25 protein-coding genes are annotated in these 25,372 nt (G+C 69.0%); 21 read left to right on the forward strand and 4 right to left on the reverse strand.

The genetic code is table 11. The annotated features are described in order from the left end of the window. Positions 1-38 precede the first annotated feature (38 nt). The gene (locus OG746_RS33390) at positions 39-710 is read right to left on the reverse strand and encodes a response regulator (RefSeq protein ID WP_266721484.1); all 672 of its coding nucleotides are present in this window, start codon (positions 708-710) and stop codon (positions 39-41) included. Between the two features lie 49 nt (positions 711-759). Beyond that, positions 760-1,659 (reverse strand): RecB family exonuclease, encoded by a 900-nt coding sequence (locus OG746_RS33395; RefSeq protein ID WP_266721486.1) that lies wholly within the window; start codon positions 1,657-1,659, stop codon positions 760-762. Between the two features lie 178 nt (positions 1,660-1,837). Between OG746_RS33395 and OG746_RS33400 the strand changes: the two genes are divergently transcribed. The 3 genes from OG746_RS33400 to OG746_RS33410 all read left to right on the forward strand — a co-directional run bounded on the left by OG746_RS33400 (position 1,838) and on the right by OG746_RS33410 (position 5,235). Further along, complete coding sequence (locus tag OG746_RS33400; RefSeq protein WP_266721488.1) at positions 1,838-3,454, forward strand: site-2 protease family protein; 1,617 nt, start codon at positions 1,838-1,840, stop codon at positions 3,452-3,454. A gap of 67 nt (positions 3,455-3,521) precedes the next feature. Then, complete coding sequence (locus tag OG746_RS33405; RefSeq protein WP_266721490.1) at positions 3,522-4,427, forward strand: tRNA (adenine-N1)-methyltransferase; 906 nt, start codon at positions 3,522-3,524, stop codon at positions 4,425-4,427. A 232-nt stretch (positions 4,428-4,659) separates the two neighbouring features. After that, a complete protein-coding gene (locus OG746_RS33410; RefSeq protein ID WP_266721491.1) occupies positions 4,660-5,235 on the forward strand; it encodes a hypothetical protein in 576 nt (191 codons plus the stop codon). A 75-nt stretch (positions 5,236-5,310) separates the two neighbouring features. Here the strand turns inward: OG746_RS33410 and OG746_RS33415 are convergent, their stop codons facing one another. After that, a complete protein-coding gene (locus OG746_RS33415) occupies positions 5,311-5,625 on the reverse strand; it encodes a ferredoxin (RefSeq protein WP_266721493.1) in 315 nt (104 codons plus the stop codon). Between the two features lie 263 nt (positions 5,626-5,888). Between OG746_RS33415 and arc the strand changes: the two genes are divergently transcribed. The 6 genes from arc to prcA all read left to right on the forward strand — a co-directional run bounded on the left by arc (position 5,889) and on the right by prcA (position 11,745). After that, the gene (gene arc, locus OG746_RS33420; protein ID WP_266721495.1) at positions 5,889-7,655 is read left to right on the forward strand and encodes a proteasome ATPase; all 1,767 of its coding nucleotides are present in this window, start codon (positions 5,889-5,891) and stop codon (positions 7,653-7,655) included. A 281-nt stretch (positions 7,656-7,936) separates the two neighbouring features. Beyond that, positions 7,937-9,448 (forward strand): depupylase/deamidase Dop, encoded by a 1,512-nt coding sequence (dop, locus tag OG746_RS33425; protein WP_266721497.1) that lies wholly within the window; start codon positions 7,937-7,939, stop codon positions 9,446-9,448. Positions 9,449-9,649: 201 nt separating this feature from the next. Continuing rightward, a complete protein-coding gene (locus OG746_RS33430) occupies positions 9,650-9,868 on the forward strand; it encodes a ubiquitin-like protein Pup (protein WP_266721499.1) in 219 nt (72 codons plus the stop codon). Positions 9,869-9,890: 22 nt separating this feature from the next. Then, positions 9,891-10,115 carry an endonuclease domain-containing protein gene (locus OG746_RS33435; RefSeq protein WP_443063059.1) on the forward strand — a complete coding sequence of 75 codons (225 nt, stop codon included), beginning with the start codon at positions 9,891-9,893 and terminating at the stop codon, positions 10,113-10,115. Further along, entirely contained in the window at positions 10,067-10,912 is an 846-nt protein-coding gene (gene prcB / locus OG746_RS33440; RefSeq protein WP_266721500.1) for a proteasome subunit beta, read from the forward strand. The genes OG746_RS33435 and prcB overlap by 49 nt, the downstream gene beginning before the upstream one ends. A gap of 62 nt (positions 10,913-10,974) precedes the next feature. Then, positions 10,975-11,745, forward strand: coding sequence for a proteasome subunit alpha (gene prcA, locus OG746_RS33445; protein WP_266721501.1), 771 nt, complete (start codon positions 10,975-10,977; stop codon positions 11,743-11,745). Positions 11,746-11,804: 59 nt separating this feature from the next. Here the strand turns inward: prcA and OG746_RS33450 are convergent, their stop codons facing one another. Beyond that, positions 11,805-12,851, reverse strand: coding sequence for a LacI family DNA-binding transcriptional regulator (locus OG746_RS33450; RefSeq protein WP_266721503.1), 1,047 nt, complete (start codon positions 12,849-12,851; stop codon positions 11,805-11,807). Between the two features lie 120 nt (positions 12,852-12,971). Between OG746_RS33450 and OG746_RS33455 the strand changes: the two genes are divergently transcribed. The 12 genes from OG746_RS33455 (at position 12,972) to OG746_RS33510 (ending at position 25,232) form a co-directional block, all read left to right on the forward strand. Further along, complete coding sequence (locus OG746_RS33455; RefSeq protein WP_266721504.1) at positions 12,972-14,231, forward strand: MFS transporter; 1,260 nt, start codon at positions 12,972-12,974, stop codon at positions 14,229-14,231. 9 nt (positions 14,232-14,240) lie between these two features. Continuing rightward, a complete protein-coding gene (gene pafA, locus OG746_RS33460; protein WP_266721505.1) occupies positions 14,241-15,602 on the forward strand; it encodes a Pup--protein ligase in 1,362 nt (453 codons plus the stop codon). A gap of 144 nt (positions 15,603-15,746) precedes the next feature. After that, positions 15,747-16,763, forward strand: a complete 1,017-nt coding sequence (locus OG746_RS33465) for an FKBP-type peptidyl-prolyl cis-trans isomerase (protein ID WP_266721506.1) — start codon at positions 15,747-15,749, stop codon at positions 16,761-16,763. 95 nt (positions 16,764-16,858) lie between these two features. After that, positions 16,859-17,233: an FKBP-type peptidyl-prolyl cis-trans isomerase gene (locus tag OG746_RS33470; RefSeq protein WP_266721507.1), complete on the forward strand. Its 375-nt coding sequence runs from the start codon at positions 16,859-16,861 to the stop codon at positions 17,231-17,233. Between the two features lie 130 nt (positions 17,234-17,363). Continuing rightward, positions 17,364-18,317 carry a helix-turn-helix transcriptional regulator gene (locus OG746_RS33475; protein ID WP_266721508.1) on the forward strand — a complete coding sequence of 318 codons (954 nt, stop codon included), beginning with the start codon at positions 17,364-17,366 and terminating at the stop codon, positions 18,315-18,317. Between the two features lie 18 nt (positions 18,318-18,335). Next, complete coding sequence (locus tag OG746_RS33480) at positions 18,336-19,292, forward strand: helix-turn-helix transcriptional regulator (RefSeq protein WP_266721509.1); 957 nt, start codon at positions 18,336-18,338, stop codon at positions 19,290-19,292. 118 nt (positions 19,293-19,410) lie between these two features. Continuing rightward, on the forward strand, positions 19,411-19,656 hold the full coding sequence (locus tag OG746_RS33485; protein ID WP_266721510.1) for a hypothetical protein: 246 nt from the start codon (positions 19,411-19,413) through the stop codon (positions 19,654-19,656). Between the two features lie 9 nt (positions 19,657-19,665). Further along, entirely contained in the window at positions 19,666-19,863 is a 198-nt protein-coding gene (locus OG746_RS33490) for a G protein-coupled receptor family protein (protein ID WP_266721511.1), read from the forward strand. Between the two features lie 259 nt (positions 19,864-20,122). Continuing rightward, a complete protein-coding gene (tatA, locus tag OG746_RS33495; RefSeq protein ID WP_266721512.1) occupies positions 20,123-20,416 on the forward strand; it encodes a Sec-independent protein translocase subunit TatA in 294 nt (97 codons plus the stop codon). Between the two features lie 51 nt (positions 20,417-20,467). Beyond that, positions 20,468-21,433: a twin-arginine translocase subunit TatC gene (tatC, locus tag OG746_RS33500; protein ID WP_266721514.1), complete on the forward strand. Its 966-nt coding sequence runs from the start codon at positions 20,468-20,470 to the stop codon at positions 21,431-21,433. Positions 21,434-21,475: 42 nt separating this feature from the next. After that, positions 21,476-22,378 (forward strand): diacylglycerol kinase, encoded by a 903-nt coding sequence (locus OG746_RS33505; protein WP_266721516.1) that lies wholly within the window; start codon positions 21,476-21,478, stop codon positions 22,376-22,378. Between the two features lie 43 nt (positions 22,379-22,421). Beyond that, positions 22,422-25,232: a DEAD/DEAH box helicase gene (locus OG746_RS33510; RefSeq protein WP_524540509.1), complete on the forward strand. Its 2,811-nt coding sequence runs from the start codon at positions 22,422-22,424 to the stop codon at positions 25,230-25,232. Positions 25,233-25,372 lie beyond the last annotated feature (140 nt).

Below are 25,372 nucleotides of genomic sequence, written 5' to 3' on the forward strand. Positions count from 1 at the left end.
GTCACCGTGATGGTGACCGCCGCCTTCGCTGGTACTGCCTACTGCGCGCCCGGGCGGACCAATCCGCTCTCGTACGCGTACACGGCCGCCTGCACCCGGTCGCGCAGGCCCAGCTTCGTCAGCACATGGCCGACATGAGTCTTCACCGTCGTCTCGCTCACGAACAGGTCGGCGGCGATCTCGGCGTTGGACAGGCCGCGCGCGACGAGCTTCAACACCTCCACCTCCCGCTCCGTGAGGGTGTGCAGGGTGTCCGGGACCGGCTCGTCCCCGGACGGAAGATGGTCCGCGTACTTGTCGAGCAGACGACGCGTGATGCTGGGCGCCAGCATCGCCTCGCCGGCCGCCACCACCCGGATCGCCTGCACCAGCTCGCCCGCGGGCGCGTCCTTCAGCAGGAAGCCACTGGCCCCCGCCTTCAACGCCTCCACCACGTACTCGTCGAGATCGAACGTGGTCAGGACCAGGACCTTCGCCGGGCCGTCCTTGCCGGGGCCCGAGATCTGCCGGGTCGCCTCCACACCGTCCATCCGCGGCATCCGGATGTCCATCAGGACCACATCGGGCTGCAGGGCACGCACCTGGTCGAGCGCCTGCAGACCGTCCCCGGCCTCGCCGACCACCGCGATGTCCTGCTCGGCCTCCAGGATCATGCGAAAGCCCGTACGCAGCAGCGGCTGGTCATCGACCAGTAGGACGCGGATGGCCACGAAACTCTCCTTTGATCCTTCGACAGACCCGGCGGCCCATTCTGCCCTGCTATGCCTGCGGGAGGTCCTCCGCCCCGGCCCGGGGCGCCGAGATGATCTGCAGCGGGTACGGCGGGGGAGTGCCGCCGAACTCCGGGCACACCGCCTGGTGGTCGCACCAGCCGCACAGCTTCGTGGGCCTCGGCCGCCAGTCGCCCGTCTCCGTCGCCTGCTGGATCGCCTCCCACAACGCGAGCAGCTTCTGCTCCACCCGCTCCAGATCCGCCTCCACCGGGTCGTACGTCACCACGTCCCCACTGCCCAGATACACGAGCTGAAGGCGGCGCGGCACGACCCCCTTCAGGCGCCACACCACAAGGGCGTAGAACTTCATCTGGAACAGCGCGCCCTCCGCGTACTGGGGGCGCGGCGCCTTGCCCGTCTTGTAGTCGACGATGCGCACCTCGCCCGTCGGCGCCACGTCCACCCGGTCGATGATCCCGCGCAGCTTCAGACCCGACTCCAACTCGGCCTGCACGAAGAGCTCCCGCTCCACGGGCTCGAGCCGCGTCGGATCCTCCAGCGTGAACCACCGCTCCACGAGGCGCTCCACATCGCCGAGCCAGCGCGCCATCCGCTCGCCCGCGGCCTCCTCGCCCTCGCCGGCGTCGGCGAACAGCTCGGCCAGCTCCGGCTTCGACTCCCGAAGGCGCTCCCACTGGCCGGGGATCAGCGCCGTGGCCCGCGGCGCCGTCCGCTCGTCCGCGGGCGCGTCGAAGAGCCGCTCCAGGACGGCATGGACCAGCGTGCCCCGCGTCGCCGCCTCGCTCGGCTTCTCCGGCAACTTGTCGATCACCCGGAACCGGTACAGCAGCGGGCACTGCATGAAGTCGCTCGCGCGCGACGGCGAGAGCGACCCCGGCGGGGCGGCCGCCGGCCGCGCGGGGGCCTGATCGGTGCTGGTCTCCATGCCGTACGACGATACGGGGCCGCACTGACAGTCAGGCACCTGCACGCGGGCCGCGTCTTGCGTAGCGTGGCGCGGGGGAGTCGACGGGGGCCCGTCGACACTGTCCGCATACCATCGACGCCAGAACGTCCCGCCGGGCGGCGGGAAACGCTTCGAACGAGGGGACCGAGGGATCACCGTGGACGAGAGCGGCCAGCCGCAGTCCGGCACCGGGGAGGCGACGTCGCCCCGACCTCCGGCCGCGGTCGAGCCGGACGCGACCGAAGCCCGCGCAACCAGTGGGGCCCAGGATCCGGGAGAAGCCGAAACGCCGCAGGACCAGGGGGAGCGCGGGACCGGCACGGAACCGCAGGACGCGGTTGCCGGGCAGCCGGAGAGCGCGGCAGCGCAGCAGCCGGCCGACGCGGAACCGGACAGCGCGGCGCCGCAACAGACCCCCGACGCCCCGCAGTCCACCGGCACTCCGCAGACTCCTGGCCCGCAGACTCCCGGCACCCCGCAGGCCGACCCCACCCCGGCCACGGACTCCACGCCCCAGTCGCAGGACACGCCGCCCGCGCACCCCTACGACCGCCACCCCGAGCGCGCCACCGCCACCTCCGGCAAACGCAAGGGCGCCATCAAGGGCCCCACCAAGCGCCCCGAACCACGCGGCGGACTGCTCATGGGCCGCCCCTTCGGCGTCCCGGTGTACGTCGCCCCCAGCTGGTTCCTCGTGGCGGCACTGATCACCTGGGTGTTCGGCGGCCAACTCGACCGCGTGCTGCCCGAACTCGGCGCCGCCCGCTACCTGGTCTCCCTCTTCTTCGCCGTCGCCTTCTACGCCTCCGTACTCATCCACGAACTCGCCCACACCGTCGTCGCGCTGCGCTACAAGCTCCCGGTGCGCCGCATCCAGCTGCAGTTCTTCGGCGGCGTCTCCGAGATCGAGAAGGAGTCCGAGACCCCCGGCCGCGAATTCATGCTCGCCTTCGTGGGCCCCCTGCTCTCCCTCGTCCTCTCCGGCGTCTTCTATGCGGCGATGCGGGTCGTCGAACCCGGCACCGTCCCCGGCGTGCTCCTCGCGGGCCTGATGATCTCCAACGTGATCGTCGCCGCGTTCAACCTCCTGCCGGGACTGCCCCTCGACGGCGGCCGCATGCTCCGCGCCGTCGTCTGGAAGCTCACCGGCAAGCCCATGAGCGGCACCATCGCCGCCGCCTGGGTCGGCCGCGCCCTCGCCGTCACCGTCCTCATCGGCCTGCCGCTGCTCACCCAGTCCGGCGCCCTCGGCGAAGGCGCCGAAGAAGCCGGCGGCATGGACACCCTCATGGACGCGCTGCTGGCCGCCATCCTCGCCGCGATCATCTGGACCGGCGCCGGCAACAGCCTGCGCATGGCCCGGCTGCGCGAACACCTCCCCGACCTGCGAGCCCGCACCCTCACCCGCCGCGCCGTCCCCGTCGAGAGCGAAACCCCGCTCTCCGAAGCCCTGCGCCGGGCGAACGAGGCGGGCGCCCGCGCCCTCGTCGTCGTCGACGCCGACGGCGACCCCCACTCCCTCGTCCGCGAGGCCGCCATCGTCGGCATCCCCGAACACCGCCGCCCCTGGGTCCCCGTCAGCGGCCTCGCCCAGGACCTCACCGACGGCATGCGCGTCTCCGCCGAACTCGCCGGCGAAGAACTCCTCGACACCCTCCGCGAGACCCCCGCCACCGAATACCTCGTGGTCGAGGAGAACGGCGCCATCTACGGAGTCCTCTCCGCGGCCGACGTGGAACGCGCCTTCGTCAAGGCCATGGCCCGCCCTTCGTAGACGTCGCAGTAGACGTCGCACGAGCCGTGTGGTCGGCGTCCCCCGCCAAGCCCGGTAGGCTGTTCACATGTCCGAACCGACCGGTGCCGCCCGCAGGCGCGGGCCCTTCACGGTCGGGGACCAGGTACAGCTGACCGACCCCAAGGGCCGCCACTACACGTTCACGCTCGAAGAGGGAAAGAACTTCCACACCCACAAGGGTTCCTTCCCGCACGACGAGCTGATCGGCGCACCCGAGGGCAGCGTTGTCCGCACCACCGGAAACGTCGCCTACCTCGCGCTGCGCCCCCTGCTCCCCGACTACGTCCTGTCCATGCCCCGCGGCGCCGCCGTGGTCTACCCCAAGGACGCGGGGCAGATCCTCGCCTTCGCCGACATCTTCCCCGGCGCCCGCGTCGTGGAAGCGGGTGTGGGCTCCGGCTCGCTCAGCAGCTTCCTGCTGCGCGCCATCGGCGACCAAGGCATGCTGCACTCCTACGAGCGCCGCGAGGACTTCGCCGAGATCGCCAAGGGCAACGTCGAGCGCTACTTCGGCGGACCGCACCCCGCCTGGCAGCTCACCGTCGGCGACCTCCAGGACAACCTGTCCGACGGTGACGTGGACCGCGTCATCCTCGACATGCTCGCCCCCTGGGAGTGCCTGGACGTCGTCAAGAAGGCGCTCGTCCCCGGCGGCATCCTGTGCTGCTACGTGGCCACCACCACGCAGCTCGCCCGCACCGTCGAGTCCATCCGCGAGATCGGCTGCTTCAACGAGCCGACCTCCTGGGAGTCGATGATCCGCAACTGGCACGTGGAGGGCCTCGCCGTCCGCCCCGACCACCGGATGATCGGCCACACCGGCTTCCTGCTCACCGCCCGCCGCCTCGCGGACGGCGTCGAGCCGCCCATGCGCCGCCGCCGCCCCGCCAAGGGCGCCTACGGCGAGGACTACGACGGCCCCAACGCCGCAGGCGGCAACCGGGGCCGCTGAGCCACCGGGCCGAGTCACCGAAAACGTACAACCGCACAACGCGACAGCGCCGCCGCTGAGTTCCCCCGCACCCACGGGAACTCTGCGGCGGCGCTTGTTCGTTGGCGTAACGGCAGCAACAGGACCAGATATCACCGAGAGAAAGAACGGACCCCACCGTTCCCGCGCACTGTGACGTATGGCACGATGCTGGCCACCCCCACCGGCACAGCCCTCACAGGAGACGCTCCTCGTGCAGCAATCCGCCGTCCCGGAACTGGCGCACACCACCACACGACCCATCCACTGGCTGGCCACCGCGGCCGCCCTCGCCGCCGTCGTCGCGGTCTCCGGCTTCCTCAAGCCCGATTCCGCCACCGCGGCCCAGGCCGACCAGGAGTCACCCGCGAGCAAGCCCGCGGCCGTGGCCCCGCCCGACCCCGCCGCCGTGCACTTCCCGCTCGACTGCGGGCCCGTCAAGACCGCCGTCGTCAAGAAGGCCGCCGGGGACCTGGACGGCGACGGACGCCCGGAGACGGTCGCCGTCGTCCGCTGCGACGCCGGCGTCGGCACCCCGCCCAGCGGCATCTACGTCGTGACACAGCCCGCAGGAGCCAAGCCCCGCGTCGTCGCCACGCTCGTCACACCGAAGGACAACTACTCGGCGACCATGCTCGCCATACAGGACGGATCGGTCCTCGCCGACCTGGACGGTTACTCCTCGGACGCCGTGCCCCGATACCGCCCGGACGTCCACGAGAAGGCCAAGTGGCAGTGGAAGGGCGGGGCGTTCGTCCGCTCCACGCCCTCCGAGGCCCGAGCCGCCTGACACCGCACGCAAGGGGCCCCGTCCGCCGGATCACCGGCGGACGGGGCCCACATGTTTACGCAGAGCTACCGAATTTTACTCAGCGTCAGGGCCGTAGATCTCGACCCTGTCCGAAACCCGGCGCACATGGATGCAGTCGCCCGGACACTCCTTCGCCGACGCCACCACATCCGTGAAAAGCGGAAGCGGCACGGGCGTTGACGCACCCACGTCCTGCAACAGCTCGTCGTCCGTGCTCTTCACATACGCGAGACCGTCGATGTCCAGCTCGAAGACCTCCGGAGCGTACTGCGCGCAGATCCCGTCCCCGGTGCACAGATCCTGGTCGATCCACACCTCCAGCGGAACGCCGCTGTCGGTCTCGGATCCGGCCTCTTGCCGCACGGTCATGTCTCCTGCCGTTTCCTGCGTCGCGGCCGCCGAAAAGCTCCTTCAGAGGAGCAAGTCGGGCCAAGCCTGACGGGTGTTGAACGCTTCGACCCTACAACCGGCCGCTTTCCGATGTTGTTGGGTGGGTATTCCCCTGGCGTGAGGGAGAGCGCAAGGGTGAAGATCGGACACACCCCATCGTCTTTTTGATCTAGGGGTTTCAATCGACACCCGCCCAGGTAGGGTCTGGAAGCGTCCAGCTCCCCTTGGAGGAGGTGAGGACCGTGGCAGCCCACGACGACGACATCAACCGCGGCATCCGCCCGGGACGAGGGTCCGAAGACCCTGCCGGGCAGGTTGCCTATCTCGAGCAGGAAATCGCCGTCCTGCGGCGCAAGCTCGCCGACTCTCCGCGGCACACGAGGATTCTCGAAGAGCGGATCGTCGAACTGCAGACCAACCTGGCCGGCGTGTCCGCCCAGAACGAGCGGCTCGCAGGCACACTCCGAGAGGCCCGCGACCAAATCGTGGCCCTCAAGGAAGAAGTCGACCGGCTGGCACAACCACCGGCAGGCTTCGGGGTTTTCCTCTCGGCAAACGAGGACGGCACCGCCGACATCTTCACCGGCGGCCGCAAACTCCGTGTGAATGTGAGTCCAAGCGTCGAACTCGAAGAGCTTCGGCGCGGCCAGGAACTCATGCTCAACGAAGCGCTCAACGTGGTCGAGGCCATGGAGTTCGAGAGCGTCGGCGACATCGTCACCCTCAAGGAAATCCTCGAGGACGGCGATCGAGCCCTCGTGGTCGGGCACACCGACGAGGAACGGGTGGTACGGCTCGCCGAGCCGTTGCTGGACGTCACCATCCGCCCCGGCGACGCCCTGCTGCTCGAACCCCGATCCGGCTATGTCTACGAAGTCGTACCGAAGAGCGAAGTAGAGGAACTCGTCCTCGAAGAGGTCCCGGACATCGGCTACGAGCAGATCGGCGGCCTGGGCAACCAGATCGAACTGATCCGCGACGCGGTCGAGCTCCCCTACCTCTACCCGGACCTCTACAGGGAGCACGAACTGCGGCCGCCCAAGGGCGTCCTGCTGTACGGGCCCCCCGGATGCGGTAAGACCCTGATCGCCAAGGCAGTGGCAAACTCCCTCGCCAAGAAGGTCGCGGAAGTGACCGGAGTGGCCCAGGGCAAGAGCTACTTCCTCAACATCAAGGGTCCCGAACTTCTCAACAAGTACGTCGGTGAGACCGAGCGGCAGATCCGCCTCGTCTTCCAGCGTGCTCGTGAGAAGGCCAGCGAGGGCACGCCCGTCATCGTCTTCTTCGACGAGATGGAGTCCCTGTTCCGCACCCGTGGCTCCGGCGTCAGCTCGGACGTGGAGAACACCATCGTCCCGCAGCTGCTCGCCGAGATCGACGGCGTCGAAGGCCTGCAGAACGTGGTCGTGATCGGCGCCTCCAACCGCGAGGACATGATCGACCCGGCCATCCTGCGGCCCGGACGACTCGACGTGAAGATCAAGATCGAGCGCCCGGACGCCGAAGCGGCCAAGGACATCTTCGGCAAGTACCTCACCCAACGCCTCCCGCTGCACCTCGACGACCTCGACGAGCACAGCAGCGACCGGGCAGCCACCGTCCACGCCATGATCCAGACGGCCGTGGAGCACATGTACGCCGAAACCGAGGAAAACCGCTTCCTCGAGGTGACGTACGCAAATGGCGACAAGGAAGTCCTCTACTTCAAGGACTTCAACTCCGGCGCAATGATCGAAAACATCGTCGGCCGCGCCAAGAAGATGGCCATCAAGGCCTTCCTCGAGCAGAACCAGAAGGGACTCAGGGTCTCCCACCTCCTGCAGGCTTGCATCGACGAGTTCAAGGAGAACGAGGACCTGCCCAACACCACCAACCCGGACGACTGGGCCCGAATCTCCGGTAAGAAGGGTGAGCGGATCGTCTACATCCGCACCCTCGTCACCGGAAAGCAGGGCGCGGACACCGGACGCTCCATCGACACGGTGGCGAACACCGGTCAGTACCTGTAAAAGACAGGGTGGCTGCGGGTGCCCCAACCGGGTACCCGCAGCCGACCTGTTTTGCGGCAGCACTCCGCGGCACACGACAGGAACCGACCACGCGACCACCCGCTCGAAGCCGGAGCGAATCCAATGACGCAAATGATCTCCCCACCAGCGCAAAGGCGTTCTAGGCTCTTCCATGCCGCCGGGTCGCGCAGTGCGGGGACGGGCACCGCACACGCACCGGAGAACCAGCGGTACTTGAGCGGCGCCCCCGACCGAGGGCGCTGCCGGGCAAGGAGGGCCGCATGACCGTACGGCGAGTAATGGGCATCGAGACGGAATACGGGATCTCAGTCCCCGGCCACCCCAACGCCAATGCCATGCTCACCTCGTCCCAGATCGTCAATGCCTACGCGGCGGCGATGCACCGGGCCCGCAGGGCCCGCTGGGACTTCGAGGAAGAGAACCCGCTGCGCGACGCCCGAGGCTTCGACCTCGCCCGTGAGGCCGCCGACTCCAGCCAGCTCACCGACGAGGACATCGGTCTGGCCAACGTCATCCTCACCAACGGCGCGCGCCTCTACGTGGACCACGCACACCCCGAATACAGCTCACCCGAGGTCACCAACCCCTGGGACGCCGTGCTCTGGGACAAGGCCGGCGAGCGCATCATGGCCGAAGCCGCCGACCGGGCGGCCCAGCTCCCCGGCGCCCAGCCCATCCACCTCTACAAGAACAACACCGACAACAAGGGCGCCTCCTACGGGACGCACGAGAACTACCTGATGAAGCGGGAGACCCCCTTCTCGGACATCGTGCGCCACCTGACCCCGTTCTTCGTCTCACGCCAGGTCGTGACAGGGGCCGGCCGCGTCGGCCTCGGCCAGGACGGCCACGAGCACGGCTTCCAGCTCAGCCAGCGCGCGGACTACTTCGAGGTCGAGGTGGGCCTCGAGACCACCCTCAAGCGCCCCATCATCAACACGCGCGACGAGCCGCATTCGGACGCCGAGAAGTACCGCCGCCTGCACGTGATCATCGGCGACGCCAACCTCTCGGAGATCTCCACCTATCTCAAGCTCGGCACGACGTCACTCGTTCTGTCCATGATCGAAGACGGTTTCATCGCGGTCGACCTGGCCGTGGACCAGCCGGTCCGCACCCTCCACCAGGTCTCCCACGACTCGTCCCTCCAGCATTTGATCACGCTCCGTAGTGGCCGCACACTCACCGCGGTCCAGCTCCAGATGGAGTACTTCGAACTCGCCAGGAAGTACGTGGAGGAGCGCTTCGGCGCCGACGCGGACGACCAGACCAAGGACGTCCTGGCCCGCTGGGAGGACGTACTGGGGCGCCTGGAGTCCGACCCCATGAGCCTGTCCGGCGAGCTCGACTGGGTCACGAAGCTCGAGCTCATGCAGGGCTACCGGCGCCGCGACAACCTCGAATGGGACGCCGCCAAGCTGCACCTGCTGGACCTCCAGTACGCCGACGTACGCGCCGAGAAGGGGCTCTACAACCGTCTGGCGGCGCGCGGCAAGATGAAGCGCCTCCTGGACGAGTCGGCGGTCGAGAACGCCCGTACGAAGCCGCCTGAGGACACCCGGGCGTACTTCCGCGGACGCTGCCTCGAGCAGTACGCGGACGACGTCGCGGCGGCCTCCTGGGACTCGGTCATCTTCGACCTCCCGGGCCGGGACTCGCTCCAGCGTGTCCCCACCCTGGAACCCCTTCGCGGAACGCGGAACCACGTGAAGGAGCTGCTTGACAGGTGCCGCACGGCCGAGGATCTGGTCCGGGTGCTGTCCGGGCAGTGACCGGCGCCCGATCCGCCGATGATCAATCACCGATCCGGGGCTGAAAAGTCGGTGGCAGGGGAATCACAGAGGTGGGTCCCGCACGTTGAGGAAAGTGCGGGGCCGATGTCAGAGCCGACGCGTAGGGTTCTGATCACGAACGACCTGAGCGAACCACGTCGTCCACGGCGTGGATGTCGAACCGAGCGGGGTGAGCTGGACATGGCAACCAAGGACACCGGCGGCGGGCAGCAGAAGGCGACGCGCTCCACCGAGGAGGTCGAGGAGCAGGAGGTCGACGAACAGTCGACCGAGGACCTCAAGGAGCGCCAGGAGAAGCTGAGCGACGACGTCGACTCGGTTCTGGACGAGATCGACGACGTTCTCGAGGAGAACGCAGAGGACTTCGTGAGGTCCTTTGTGCAAAAGGGCGGCGAGTAGGCGAAGCGTCGCGTGCGGTGCGGTGCGCCCACACCGTGCGCGGCCTTTGCGGAACGTCCTCGCCGTACATGTGGATCACTGCCACGAGACGGGTAGGGTCCGAGTCGTACTGTGCTTCAACTGCAATTCGGCCCTCGGCAAGTTGGGAGACGATCCCGACACCACACGTCGGGCCATCGCCTACTTGGAAGGAAACGCGTGGAAGCCAACCCTCGTAGCACCGGGCGTCTACCGGCTGCCTTCCTGACGCCTGGATCGTCGTCGTTCATGGACTTCCTGTCGGAGCACCAGCCCGAAATCCTGCCGGGCAACCGGCAGTTGCCGCCGACGCAGGGCGTCATCGAGGCCCCGCACGGCACGACCATCGTGGCCACCACGTTCCCCGGCGGCGTCGTACTCGCCGGTGACCGCCGGGCCACGATGGGGAACGTGATCGCGCAGCGCGACATCGAGAAGGTCTTCCCGGCGGACGAGTACTCGGCCGTCGGCATCGCCGGCACCGCCGGTCTGGCCGTCGAGATGGTGAAGCTCTTCCAGTTGGAGCTGGAGCACTTCGAGAAGGTCGAGGGTGCGCAGCTGTCGTTGGAGGGCAAGGCGAACCGGTTGTCGACCATGATCCGGTCGAATCTGGGGATGGCCATGCAGGGTCTGGCCGTCGTGCCGCTGTTCGCCGGGTACGACGTGGATCGCGAGAAGGGCCGGATCTTCTCGTACGACGTCACGGGTGGCCGCAGCGAGGAGCACGGTTTCGCGGCGACCGGTTCCGGTTCGGTGTTCGCGCGTGGGGCGATGAAGAAGCTCTACCGCGACGACCTGTCGGAGGAGGAGGCGACGACGCTGGTCGTGCAGGCTCTGTACGACGCGGCGGACGACGACTCGGCGACGGGTGGTCCCGACATGGCGCGGCGGATCTTCCCGATCGTCACGGTGATCTCGGACGAGGGCTTCCGTCGGCTGTCGGACGACGAGTCCTCGGGTATCGCCCGGTCGATCCTGGAGCGGCGTATGGAGCTGCCGGACGGTCCGCGGGCCGCTCTGCTCTAGCCGGCCGACTCCCTCTTGGTTGCCTACTCATCGAGCCACTGACAGAAAGGGACGGATAGCCGGTGTCGACGCCGTTCTATGTCTCACCCCAGCAGGCGATGGCCGACCGCGCGGAGTACGCGCGCAAGGGCATCGCTCGCGGTCGCAGCCTTGTCGTGCTGCAGTACGCCGATGGCATCGTGTTCGTCGGCGAGAACCCGTCCCGTGCTCTGCACAAGTTCAGCGAGATCTATGACCGGATCGGCTTCGCGGCCGCCGGTAAGTACAACGAGTACGAGAACCTTCGGATCGGTGGCGTGCGCTACGCGGATCTGCGCGGTTACACGTACGACCGTGATGATGTGACGGCTCGTGGTCTGGCGAATGTGTATGCGCAGACGCTGGGCACGATCTTCTCCAGCGCGGGGGAGAAGCCGTACGAGGTGGAGTTGGTGGTCGCCGAGGTCGGTCAGTCGGCCGAGGGCGACCAGATCTACCGGCTTCCGCACGACGGGTCGATCGTCGACGAGCACGGCTCGGTGGCGGTCGGTGGCAGTGCGGAGCAGATCAGCAATTATCTGGATCAGCAGCACCGTGACGGCATGACGCTGTCGGAGGCGTTGAAGCTGGCGGTGACGGCGCTGTCCCGGGACACCAATGGGGGCGAGCGGGAGATTCCCGCGGAGCGCCTTGAGGTGGCGGTCCTGGACCGTACGCGGCCGCAGCAGCGGAAGTTCAAGCGGATCGTGGGGCGGCAGCTGGAGCGGCTGCTCACGGCCGAGGGGGCTGCCGCGACGACGGAGGCCGAGTCGGATGCGGTGTCCGACGACGAGGGTCCTTCAGAGGGCAAGTAGCAGCCCGTAGCGCGTCGTGTGCCCCGGCCGGTTGTCGAACCGGCCGGGGCACACGTGTGTCAGGGGCGGGGCGCGGCCGGTCCCGTGGAGCCGCGCACGATCAGTTCGACCGGGAGCGGGGTGGTCTCGGCTTCACGGTCGTCGAGGACGGCGAGGAGTGCGCGCATGCCGTGTGCGCCGACCTCCTCGGCGGGCAGGCGCACGGTGGTGAGTTCGGGTTCGATCGCGGTGGCGAGGGTGAGGTCGTCGAAGCCGGTGATGGACAGGTCGTCGGGGACGCGCAGGCCCAGGCGGCGGGCGGCTTTGTAGGCGCCGGCGGCCAGTTTGTCGTCGTCGCAGACGATGGCGGTGGGTTCGACGAGGCCGGAGGTGCGCAGCGCCGTTTCGGTGGCGGTGACGGCGTCCTCGACGGTGAGGGCGGAGCGGATGGTGCGCACGGTGGTGTCCGGCAACTGCGCGGTGCGGGCGGCGAGTTCGCGGGCGCGGACGTCGAAGGTCCAGGACTGGACGGCGGAGGCGAGGTGCAAGAAGTTGCGGTGGCCGTGGGCGATGAGGTGGTCGGTGATCTGCCGGATGCCGTCGGCGAGGTCGAGGTTGACGGTGGTGGCGCCGGGGCTGCCCGTGGGGTCGCTGTCGAGCATGACGAGGGGGATGGGCGGGGTGTCGTCGCCGCGCAGGGCGGTGAGGGCGTCGGCGGCCATGGAGGAGGCGAGGATGCCGTCGAGCGCGGCGCGGGCGGAGGGGAAGGGGTCGCGGGCGGGGCCGATGCCGTCGGGTGAGGGGTAGAGGACGACGCCGAAGTCGTGCTGTACGGCGACGCGGGCCGCTCCTGTGTAGACCCCGGCGAAGAACTCGTTGGTGAGTGCGGGGACGACGAGGAGGGCGGTGCGGGTGCGGCCGGTGCGGAGGTTGCGGGCCGCGAGGTTGGGCCGGTAGCCGAGGTGCTCCGCTGTGGTGCGCACGCGTTCGGCGGTGGTCTCGGAGACTCGGCCGCGCCATTTGCCGCCCATGACGAGCGAGACGGCGGCCTGGGAGACGCCGGCCGCGCGGGCGACGTCTCTGCTGGTGGGGCGGGCGGTCGTGGTGCCGTCCTGGCCGCTGGTCACTGGTGCCTCCGTAGGTGTCGTCCAGGGTGCCCGACGTTAGCGGGTGGCTCTGTCCGCCGGGCACGTGGTACGTATAACGCCGGGACGTTATACGTAAAACTTCAGGGCGGGGGCGGGGCGATGGCCGCGGGGTATGCGGAGATCCTCAGGGCGCGGCACGCGATGCGGCTGCTCACGGGGACCCTGGTGGGCAGGCTGCCGAACGCGACGGCCCCGATCGCCGTCGTGCTGTTCATCCGGGCCGAGGGCGGCACGTACAGCCTGGCGGGCGCGCTCGCGGCGGTGTACGGGGTGGCGAACGCGATCGGGCAGCCGCTCCTCGGGCGCCTCGTCGACCTGCGGGGCCAGCCGAAGGTGCAGCTGCCGGCGGCGGTCCTGTCGGGACTCGCCATGACGCTCTTCGCGTTCGTCGGGATGGACTCGCTGCCGTTGGCGTACGCGGCGATGGCCTTGGCCGGACTGTTCACGCCGCCGCTGGAGGGCGGCCTGCGGGCGCTGTGGCCCAGCGTGCTGGCGCGCGAGGAGCAGGTGCACACGGCGTACGCGATGGACGCGATCGCGCAGGAAGTCATGTTCACCGTCGGGCCGTTGCTGGTGACGTTGTGCGTGTCGCTGTGGTCGGCGCAGGCCGCGCTCGTGGTGCTCAACGTGATCGGTGTGCTCGGTGCGCTCTCCGTGGTGCTGTCGAAGCCCTCGCGCGCGTGGCGTTCGGCTCCGCGCGAGGCGCACTGGCTGGGCGCGTTGCGTTCGCCGGGGCTGCTGGTGCTGCTCGTCGCCTTCCTGTTCATCGGGACCGCGCTCGGTTCGATCACCGTGGCGGCGATGTCGTACGCGGAGGTCCGGGGCGGCGATGCCGTGTACGGCTGGTTGATGGCGGCGATCGGGATGGGTGCGCTGGTGGGCGGCAGTGTCTACGGGGCCCGTCAGTGGAGTGGTGCTCCGGAGCGGCGACTTCGGTGGCTGGTGGCGCTGCTGGCGTTGTTCTACGTGCCGTTGGTCCTGATGCCGGGGCCGGTCGCGATGGTGGCCCTGATGGTGGTGGCGGGGGTGTTCCTGGCGCCGTGCATCGCGTGCGCGTTCATCGTCGTGGACCGGCACGCACCGCCCGGCACGGTCACGGAGGCTTTCTCGTGGCTCGTGACGACGTTCATGGTCGGCTCCAGCGTGGGAACTGCCGTGGCGGGCCCGGTCGTCGAGTGGGCCGGTACGCGGTGGGGCTTCGCCGTTCCGGCCGTCACTGGCACGCTTGCACTGGTCGTACTGCTTTCAACGGCTCGGGTCCTGGTGGAGCCGCGCACGTCCGGGCGTGTCGCGCGCTCGTCGGAAAATGATCCAAACCGTGCCGTCGAACCCCGTTTCAGCTCGGGGGATCGGGCGTAATGTTCAGTCATGGACCGCCGCATTTTCGGGCTGGAGAACGAGTACGGCGTCACGTGTACGTTCAGGGGACAGCGGCGCCTGTCTCCTGACGAGGTGGCGCGGTACCTCTTCCGCCGTGTCGTGTCATGGGGCCGCAGCAGCAATGTCTTTCTGCGGAACGGCGCCCGCCTTTACCTCGATGTCGGGTCGCATCCGGAATACGCAACTCCCGAATGCGACAACGTGACCGAGTTGGTCACGCACGACAAGGCGGGCGAGCGCATTCTGGAAGGCCTGCTCGTCGACGCCGAACGCCGCCTGCACGAGGAGGGAATCGCAGGCGACGTATACCTGTTCAAGAACAACACCGACTCGGCGGGTAACTCCTACGGCTGCCATGAGAACTACTTGGTGGCGCGGCACGGGGAGTTCTCGCGGCTCGCGGACATTCTCATCCCCTTCCTGGTCACAAGGCAGTTGCTGTGCGGCGCGGGCAAGGTGCTGCAGACTCCGCGCGGTGCCGTGTACTGCGTGAGCCAGCGTGCCGAGCACATCTGGGAGGGCGTCAGCTCCGCGACGACGCGTTCCCGGCCGATCATCAACACCAGGGACGAACCGCACGCGGACGCCGAGCGCTATCGCCGTCTGCACGTCATCGTCGGCGACTCGAACATGTCGGAGACGACGATGCTGCTGAAGGTCGGAGCCACCGACCTCGTGCTGCGCATGATCGAGGCGGGCACGGTGATGCGCGACCTCACCCTGGAGAACCCGATCCGGGCGATCCGCGAGGTGAGTCACGACATCACGGGTCGCCGCAAGGTGCGGCTCGCCAGTGGCCGTGAGGCCTCGGCCCTCGAGGTGCAGCGCGAGTACTACGAGAAGGCCGTGGACTTCTGCGAGCGCAGGGGCATCCGCAGCGGCACCGTGGAGCAGGTTCTGGAGCTGTGGGGTCGCACGCTCGACGCCATCGAGTCCGAGGACCTGGACCGGGTGGGCACCGAGATCGACTGGGTCATGAAGTACCAGCTCATCGAGCGCTATCGCGCGAAGCACAACATGACGATGTCGCACCCGAGGGTCGCGCAGATAGACCTCGCGTATCACGACATCCACCGGCAGCGCGGTCTCTACTACCTCCTGGAGAAGAAGGGCCAGGCCAAGCGGATCTGCAACGATCTGAAGATCTTCGAGGGCAAGTCGGTGCCGCCGCAGACCACGCGCGCGCGGTTGCGCGGTGACTTCATTCGCCGTGCCCAGGAGCAGCGCCGTGACTTCACGGTCGACTGGGTGCACCTGAAGTTGAACGATCAGGCGCAGCGCACGGTGCTGTGCAAGGACCCGTTCCGCAGTGTGGACGATCGAGTGGAGAAGTTGATCGCCGGTATGTGATCGCCGGTAGGTATGCGCACACGCTGAGCAATCCGGCCAGGGGCCTCGTACGAATCATTCGTACGAGGCCCCTGGCCGTCCCTTGGAATGTCGGGGCGAAGGCCTAGAGTGGCCGGACCATATTCGAGCGACTTGAGGACCACTGTGCGACGCCGACTTGCAGCACTACTGATCGTGCCGGCACTGGCGCTGACCGCGACGGCCTGCGGCAGTGACGACAGCAAGAAGGATTCGGCGGACAAGGCGGACTCGTCGTCCTCCTCGCCGAAGGCAGCCGCGGTACCGAAGGCGGTCGACAGCGCGAACCCGATGCCGAAGGTCTCGGGCGCGTACGGCAAGCAGGCGAAGATCTCGCTGCCGAAGGGTGACCCGAGCGACAAGTTCGTCGTGCACAACGTGTCCGAGGGCGACGGCCCGACGGTGAAGAAGAACGACCTGGTGTCGATGAACTTCACCGGCAAGGTCTGGAAGGGCGGCAAGGACCTCGGTTCCACGTACGGCTCGCAGGGCGGTGGCGACCAGATGGTGACCGCCGGCGCCGAGGGTCAGCTCCCGGCGTTCTCGCAGGCCGTGCTCGGGCAGAAGGAGGGCAGCCGGGTCCTCGTCGTGGCGCCGCCGGCCGCGGGCTTCGGCAGCCAGGGCAACCAGCAGGTGGGCATCAAGGGCACGGACACGCTCGTCTTCGCCCTGGACGTCGGCAAGGTCATCCCGAAGAAGGTCGAGGGCAAGCAGGCCTCGATCCCGTCGAACCTGCCGCAGATCCAGGCCGACAAGGAAGAGCCGGCGACGATCTCGATCCCGAAGAGCGACCCGCCGAAGGACCTGGTGGACAAGGTCCTGATCCAGGGCAAGGGTGCCGAGGTCAAGAAGGGCCAGACGGTCACCATGCAGTACAGCGGTGCCGCCTGGAAGATCAACGAGGGCAAGAAGAAGGCCGCGCTGTTCGACTCGTCCTGGAAGAGCGGCCAGCCGTTCACGACGCCGATCGGCGGCGGTCAGGTCATCAAGGGCTGGGACAACGGGCTTGTCGGCAAGCACGTCGGTGACCGGGTGCTCCTGGTGATCCCGCCGGACCAGGCGTACGGCAAGAAGGCGCAGGGCAAGACGCTGCCGGCCAACTCGACGCTGGTCTTCACGGTCGACATCCTCGCCGCGCACTGAGCCCGCGCACCAAGCCCGCGCACTGAGCGCACCGAGCCACAGAAGATGGCAGACTGTCCCGGTTGCAGAGCAGTCGACAAGCAGGAGCACTTCACGTGAACATCGACAAGCCCGAGGTCGACTTCCCGATCGGTGACGCACCGGCGGACCTCCAGATCGAGGAACTCTGGGAGGGCGACGGCGCCGAGGCCAAGGCCGGCGACTTCGTGAAGGTCCACTACGTGGGCGTGTCCTTCTCCACCGGCGAGGAGTTCGACGCCTCCTGGAACCGGGGCAACCCGCTGGAGTTCCAGCTCGGTGCCGGTCAGGTCATCGCGGGCTGGGACAAGGGCGTGCAGGGCATGAAGGTCGGCGGTCGTCGTCGGCTGACCATCCCGGCGCACCTCGCGTACGGCGACCGTGGCGCCGGTGGCGGCCGCATCGCCCCCGGCGAGACGCTGATCTTCGTGTGTGACCTGATGGGCGTCTGAGTCAGTCACACTCCGACCGCAAGCGGTCAACCGAAGGCCCATGCCTCCTGGCATGGGCCTTCGGCTTTTGCCAGGACACGCCCGAGCGGTACGGTCGTCCGTCGGGAGTCACCTTCAGGAAAGGGCGTCGATGGCGATTGCCAAGGCCGAGCGGCTGATGAATCTGGCGCTGTGTCTGCTCGGGACGCGGCGTCCGCTCAGCAAGCGTGAGCTGCGTGGCTCCATCGAGGCCTACCTCGAAGCGGGCAGCGACGATTCCTTCAACCGGATGTTCGAGCGCGACAAGGACGATCTGCGCGAACTCGGCCTGGTCATCGAGACCGTGGAGAACCTGGACGGCGAGGTCGGCTATCTGGCCGGCCGCGACAGCAACCGCCTGCCGCCCGTCACGCTCGACGCCGAGGAGGCCGCCGCCCTCGGCCTCGCCGCGAAGGTCTGGCAGCAGGCCCGCCTCGCCGGTGCCGCGAGCGGCGCCCTGCAGAAGCTGCGCGCGGCCGGGATGCCCGAAGAGATGGACCCGTACGAGAGCCATGGCGCGCTCGAACCCAGGATCCCGGTGCACGAGGCGTCCTTCGAGCCGCTGATGCTGGCCTGCCGCGACCGGCGCCCCGTCGTCTTCGACTACCGCAAGGCCACGGCCGCCCGGCCCGGGCAGCGGCACGTCGAGCCGTGGGCCCTGGAGTGCTGGCGCGGCCATTGGTACCTCGCGGGCTGGGACCGCGACCGGCAGGCCGAGCGCGTCTTCCGGCTGTCGCGGATCACCGGCAAGGTGCGCTCGCGGGCGGGACAGTTCAAGGTGCCGGTGCCGGATGTGGTGACCGTGCGGGAGACCGTCGCGAGCTGGGCGGGGGAGACCGCCGACCGCTCCGCGCTGATCAAGCTCCGCGCGGGTGCCGGCTTCCCGCTGCGCTCCAAGGCCGCCTCCGTGCGTGAGCTCGGCGACGGCTGGGACGAGGTGGAGATCCCGTACGGGCACGGGCTCGACGCCTGGCTGGTGGAGTTCGGCCCGGACGTGGTGGTGCTGGAGCCCGCCGAGCTGCGGGCCGATGTCGTGGACCGGCTGCGCGCCGTGGCCAAGGGCTGAGGGGGAGTACGTACAAGCATGGCTTCCAACGCCATTGACCAGACCCGGCGGATGTTGTCCCTGGTGACGTATCTGCGTGAGCGCCCCGGCGCGCGCGTGGAGGATGTCGCGCGGGCCTTCGGCATCACCGAGGACGAGCTGATCTCCGACCTGGACGTGCTGCCGCTGTGCGGCACGAGCTTCCGGGGCGGCGATCTGCTTGACATCGACACCGACGGCGACCGCATCTGGTGGCACAACCCGGACGATGTCGCCGAGCCGCTGCGGATCGCTGCCGACGAGGCGACCGCGCTGTTGGTGGCCGCTCGCGCGGTGGCCACGCTGCCCGGGCTGCGTGAGAGCGACCGTCTCGCACTGCTGCGGGCGACCGCGAAGCTGGAGACCGCGGCCGGTGAGGTGGCCGGTGCGAGTGCGCGCCTGAGCGTCACCTTCGAGTCGGAGGGCGGCGTCTTCGCGGATGTCGACCGGGCGATCTCGGAGCGGCGTCGGCTGTGGATCCGCTACTACTCGCCCGCGCGTGACGAGGTCACCGAGCGGGAGATCGACCCGATCCGGCTCGTGAGCGTGGGCCACACCTACGTAGAGGCGTGGTGTCGTCGGTCGGAGGCGCGGCGGACGTTCCGGCTCGACCGGGTCGCCGAGATCAAGGTGCTGGACGAGCCGTCGGCGCCGCCGCAGGTCGAACTGCGGGACCTGTCCGAGGGGCTTGTGCAGCCCGCGGCCGAGGACCCCGAGGTGGTCATCGAGGTCGGGCCCGGCGGGCGCTGGGTCGCCGAGTACTACCCGCACGACAGCGCCGAGGAGTTGCCGGACGGCGGGCTGCGGATCACGCTGCGCACGCCGGACCCGTCCTCGCTGCGCAGGCTCGCGCTGCGGCTCGGCCGGGACGGGCACATCGTGTCGCCCGCCGAGCTGGCGACCAGTGCGCAGGCCGCGGCGCGCGAGGCGCTCGTGGCGTACGACGGGGCGGCGTGAGGGAGTTGGACGCGCCCCCGGGTTCCCGGCGACGTATCACGACGTACGGTGCACAACGGACAAATGGTGTGAGGTGTGTGACATGACTGGTGTGGCCGGTTTCACTGGCATTGCCGAAATGCCCGCCACGGCGACCACCGTGGCGCCCGTCGTCTTCAGGGCCGGCTGCCCCGACTGTCGCGCACGCTTCGAACTGGCCGCCTCGGCGATCCGGTTGGCGATCGGGGCCAGCAGTCGCACCACGTTCTACTCGTTCACCTGCCCCGAGTGCGAGACCTCGGTGCGCAAGCCCGCCGGTGAGCGCATCATCGAACTCCTCACCGGTGGCGGGGTGCGCACGCTGCGCCTCCACCAGACCGTCTAGGCTCGGCGCATGTTCTGGGCGATGCTGGCGGTTGCTGTGGGTTTCGTGGGGCTCGCCGTGCTGGCGGTCCTCGCGGTGCGGGTCTTCGTCGAGGCGCAGCGCCTCAGCCGTCAAGTGGCCGACACCACGCAGCGGATCAACAGCGCGGCGGAGGATCTCGAGCGGGCCGCCGTAGGTGTCGCGAAGGCCGGCGGCGACGTGGTCTGACGCCCCGTCGGCGTCCTCGGCGGAAGCGTGGAAAGCGCTTTATCGCCGCGGCCTGTCCCGTTGTCGGGGTCGGCGGGTACGCTCCCTTTGGCGGTCCGGTAGTGAGGCGCGGTCCGCAATTGGGAGGACGCACGGGCATTGCCTCGTGTTTACCCCCACGGGATACGATCGCTGCCAGCACGGTGGTCGGACAACAGTCCGAGGTCCGATCGGTACCGGCAGCCCCGCCCCTGCCGCCTCAGTGAGAAGGTAAACGGATATGTTCGGAAGGCTCGGTGCACCCGAGATCATCCTGATCCTCGTAGTGGTCATTCTGCTGTTCGGCGCGAAGAAGCTTCCCGACATGGCGCGTTCGCTGGGCAAGTCGGCCCGCATCCTCAAGAGCGAGGCCAAGGCCATGAAGAGCGAGGGCGGCGACAAGTCGGCTGCTCCCTCGGACCCGCCGCAGGACGCCGCGACGCCTCCGGCGCAGCGCACCATCAAGGCGGCCCCCGGTGACGTGGACGGCTCGCGTCCTGTGAACGAGCAGACGAACCAGACGACCAAGAGCTGATCGAAGGCCGCCCCTGCCATGGCGGCCTGCCGCACGAGATGAGGACGTGGGTTGCTCAAGCCTGCCCGCAAAGAGGAGAAGGATCCCGAGGGGCGGATGCCGCTCGCGGAGCACCTGCGTGAGCTCCGCAACCGGCTCGCGAAGGCGCTCCTGGCCGTCGTCGCGATCACCGTCGTCGCCGCGTTCTTCTACAACGACATCATCAACCTGATCACCCGGCCGATCCTCGACTCGGTCGGCTGTGAGCAGTCGTTCTCAGAGCTGGCCAGGTCCACGTCGGACAAGCCCTGCGCCCAGATCACCCTCAATGGTCTGCTCACCCCCTTCACGCTGGCGCTGAAGGTGTCGCTGATGGCCGGTGTCGTGGCTGCCTCCCCGGTCTGGCTGTTCCAGCTCTGGGGCTTCGTGGCACCCGGACTGCACCGGCACGAGAAGAAGTACGCGTACGCGTTCGTGGGCACGGGTGCCCCGCTCTTCATCGCCGGCGCCTACTTCGCCTACTCGGTGCTGCCGACGACGGCGAAGGTCCTCATCGAGTTCACTCCGGGCAACGCCCAGAACCTGCTGCCGCTCGACGACCTGCTCGACCTCGTGCTGCGCATGGTGCTCGTCTTCGGCCTCGCCTTCGAGCTGCCGCTGCTGCTCATCTTCCTCAACCTGATCGGGGCGATCACCGGCAGGCGGATGCTCGGCTGGTGGCGCGCGATGATCATGGGCATCACGGTGTTCGCCGCCGTCGCGACGCCGAGCACGGACCCGCTGACGATGCTGGCGCTCGCCGGTCCCATCTGGATCCTCTACTTCGCAGCGGTGTGCTTCTCGCTCCTCAACGACCGGCGCAGGCGGCTGAGCGAGGCCGCGGGGCCCGATGACGACGAGGCCTCCGAGCTCGACCTGACGCCGGAGGACATCGGCGAGATCGAGTCCGTCCCGGCGAGCCGGGCGCTCCCGGAGCAGGCGACGTCCGACGGGGCGTCGCGACCGGAGCGGGTCAACGGTTACGACGATGTGACCTGAGGTAACTCCAGTTCGGGCCGGGGCACTTGTTAGTGTCCGCCCGTGAGCAGTGAGATCACCCTCTTCGTCAATCCCACCGCGGGACGCGGCCGGGGCGCACGTGCTGCGCAGCCGGCCGCTTCCGCTTTGCGGGCAGCCGGTTTCCAGGTGCGCACCGTCGTCGGCGAGGACGCCGACGACGCCCTTGCACGCGCGCGTGAAGCGGTGGCGGAGGGGACCGGGGCGCTGGTGGCCGTCGGCGGGGACGGCCTCGTGAACCTCGCGCTGCAGGCCGTCGCAGGGACCGACACACCGCTCGGGATCGTCGCCGTCGGCACAGGCAACGACTTCGCCCGCGCCCTCGGGCTTCCGATACGTGACCCGGCCACGGCCGGGAGACTCGTCGCCGACGCGCTGAAGGGCTCGGGGACCCACGAGATCGACCTCGGCCGGATCGGTGACCACTGGTTCGGCACCGTGCTCGCCTCCGGCTTCGACTCCCGCGTCAACGACCGCGGCAACCGGATGCGGCTCCCGCTCGGCCGCTTCAAGTACGACCTGGCGATCGCGCTGGAACTGGCCACCTTCAAGGCCGTGCCGTTCAAGCTGACCCTCGACGACGGCTCCGTACGCGAGGTCGCGGCGACCCTGATCGCCGTCGGCAACGGGACCTCGTACGGGGGCGGCATGCGGATCTGCGCGGAGGCCGACATGAGTGACGGGCTGTTCGACGTGACCGTGGTCGGGGACTGCTCCCGTACGACCCTGCTGAAGGTGTTCCCGCGGGTCTACAAGGGGACCCACCTCGACCACCCGGCGGTGAGCGTGTACCGGGCCGCGCGTGTCGAGCTGGCCGCAGAGGGCATCACGGGATACGCGGACGGGGAGCCGGTCGGCGCGTTGCCGCTGGTCGCGCGGTGCGTGCCAGGGGCGGTGCGGATCCTCACCGGAGGCCTTACCGGATAATGATCGTCCGATGTCAGTGGTCGTCGGTAGGCTGGAAAGCACGATGACAGAGGACCTCTCCCCGGCCGAGCGGTATGCGGCAGCCCGTCAGCGGGCCGCCGAGCAGGCCACCGCGCTCGCGGACTTCCGCGAGATGTACGACTTCGGCCTCGACCCCTTCCAGATCGAGGCGTGCCAGGCGCTGGAGGCGGGCAAGGGCGTCCTGGTCGCGGCGCCCACCGGCTCCGGCAAGACGATCGTCGGCGAGTTCGCCGTGCACCTTGCCCTGCAACAGGGCAAGAAGTGTTTCTACACGACACCCATCAAGGCGCTGTCGAACCAGAAGTACCAGGACCTCTCGAAGCGCTACGGCGCGGACAAGGTCGGCCTGCTCACGGGCGACAACAGTGTGAACAGTGACGCGCCGGTGGTCGTGATGACCACCGAAGTGCTGCGCAACATGCTGTACGCGGGTTCGCAGTCGCTCCTCGGGCTCGGCTACGTGGTCATGGACGAGGTGCACTACCTCTCCGACCGCTTCCGTGGCGCCGTCTGGGAAGAGGTGATCATTCACCTCCAGCAGTCCGTGACACTCGTCTCCCTGTCGGCGACGGTGTCGAACGCGGAGGAGTTCGGCGACTGGCTCGACACCGTGCGCGGCGACACCGAGGTGATCGTCTCCGAGCACCGGCCCGTGCCGCTGTTCCAGCACGTGCTCGCCGGGCGCCGGATGTACGACCTCTTCGAGGAGGGCGAGGGCAGCAAGAAGGCGGTCAACCCCGACCTGACGCGGATGGCGCGCATGGAGGCCAGCCGCCCCTCGTACCAGGACCGCAGGCGCGGCCGGCACATGCGCGAGGCCGACAGGGAGCGGGAGCGCAGGCAGCGCTCCCGGATCTGGACGCCGGGCCGCCCCGAGGTCATCGAGCGCCTCGACAACGAGGGGCTGCTGCCCGCCATCACGTTCATCTTCAGCCGGGCCGCCTGCGAGGCCGCCGTCCAGCAGTGCCTGTACGCGGGCCTCAGGCTCAACGACGAGGACGCGCGGGCCGAGGTCCGTTCGATAGTCGAGGAGCGCACGGCGGCCATTCCCGACGAGGATCTGCACGTCCTGGGCTACTTCGAGTGGCTCGAAGGCCTCGAGCGCGGCATCGCCGCGCACCACGCGGGCATGCTGCCGACCTTCAAGGAGGTCGTCGAGGAGCTGTTCGTGCGCGGCCTGGTGAGGGCCGTGTTCGCGACGGAGACGCTCGCGCTCGGCATCAACATGCCTGCCAGGTCGGTGGTGTTGGAGAAGCTCGTCAAGTGGAACGGCGAGCAGCACGCGGACATCACGCCCGGCGAGTACACACAGCTCACCGGCCGTGCCGGGCGGCGGGGTATCGATGTCGAGGGCCACGCCGTGGTGCTGTGGCAGCGCGGCTTCAGCCCCGAGTACCTGGCGGGGCTCGCGGGCACGCGCACGTACCCGCTCAAGTCGAGCTTCCGGCCGTCGTACAACATGGCGGTGAACCTGGTGGAGCAGTTCGGCCGCCACCGGTCGAGGGAGCTGCTCGAGACCTCCTTCGCCCAGTTCCAGGCGGACCGCTCGGTCGTGGGCATCTCGCGGCAGGTGCAGAAGAACGAGGAGGGGCTCGAGGGCTACAAGGAGTCCATGACCTGCCACCTCGGGGACTTCGATGAGTACGCCCGGCTGCGGCGCGAACTCAAGGACCGCGAGACCGAGTTGGCCAAGCAGGGCGCCGCGCAGCGGCGCGTGCAGGCGGCGGCCGCGCTCGAGAAGCTGAAGCCCGGTGACGTCATCCACGTGCCGACGGGGAAGTTCGCGGGCCTCGCGCTCGTGCTCGACCCGGGCATCCCGGCCGGCCGGTCCAACGGGCATCGCGGCTTCGAGCACCACGACGGGCCGAGACCGCTGGTGCTGACCGCCGAGCGCCAGGTCAAGCGGCTCGCCTCGATCGACTTCCCGGTGCCCGTGGAGGCGCTGGATCGGATGCGCATCCCGAAGTCGTTCAACCCGCGCTCGCCGCAGTCCCGGCGCGACCTCGCCTCCGCGCTGCGCACCAAGGCCGGCCACATCGTGCCGGACCGGCACAAGAAGAAGGGCCGCTCGCAGGCGGCGGACGACCGGGAGATCACGCGGCTGCGGGCCGAGCTGCGGGCGCATCCGTGCCACGGCTGCTCCGACCGCGAGGACCACGCACGGTGGGCCGAGCGCTACTACCGCCTCAAGCGGGACACCGGGCAGCTGGAGCGGCGGATCGAGGGGCGCACCAACACGATCGCGCGGACCTTCGACCGCATCGTCAAGCTGCTCACCGAAATGGACTATCTGCGCGGCGACGAGGTGACCGAGCACGGCAAGCGGCTCGCCCGCCTCTACGGCGAGCTGGACCTGCTCGCCAGTGAGTGCCTGCGGGACGGCGTCTGGGAGGACCTGAGCCCGGCCGAACTCGCGGCGTGCGTCTCGGCGTTGGTGTTCGAGGCGCGGGTCGCGGACGACGCGCTCGCGCCCAAGCTGCCCGCGGGCAGGGCCAAGGCGGCGCTCGGCGAGATGGTGCGGATCTGGGGGCGGCTCGACGCCCTGGAGGAGGAGTTCCGGATCAACCAGGCGGAGGGTGTCGGTCAGCGCGAGCCCGACCTCGGCTTCGCCTGGATCGCGTACCAGTGGGCCTCCGGCAAGGGCCTCGACGAGGTGCTGCGGGAGGCCGAGATGCCGGCCGGCGACTTCGTGCGCTGGTGCAAGCAGGTCATCGACGTGCTGGGGCAGATCGCGGCGGCCGCACCGACGGAGGGCTCCACGGTGGGGCGCAACGCGCGAAAGGCCGTGGACGCCGTGCGGCGGGGCGTCGTGGCCTACTCGTCCGTCGGCTAGCGCGGCGGTCAAGGCCCGACGGGGTTTCACACAGTTCCCCGCGTCCCTCACAGGGGCGCGGGGAACTGTGCGTTCGCGCGCGTGGACGCCATTGCTCCACGTGTGCGAATCGCGACCGAGCGTGTAAATGGAGCGAGTGT

The sequence above is a fragment of the Streptomyces sp. NBC_01016 genome, assembly GCF_026341035.1.
Lineage (GTDB): Bacteria > Actinomycetota > Actinomycetes > Streptomycetales > Streptomycetaceae > Streptomyces.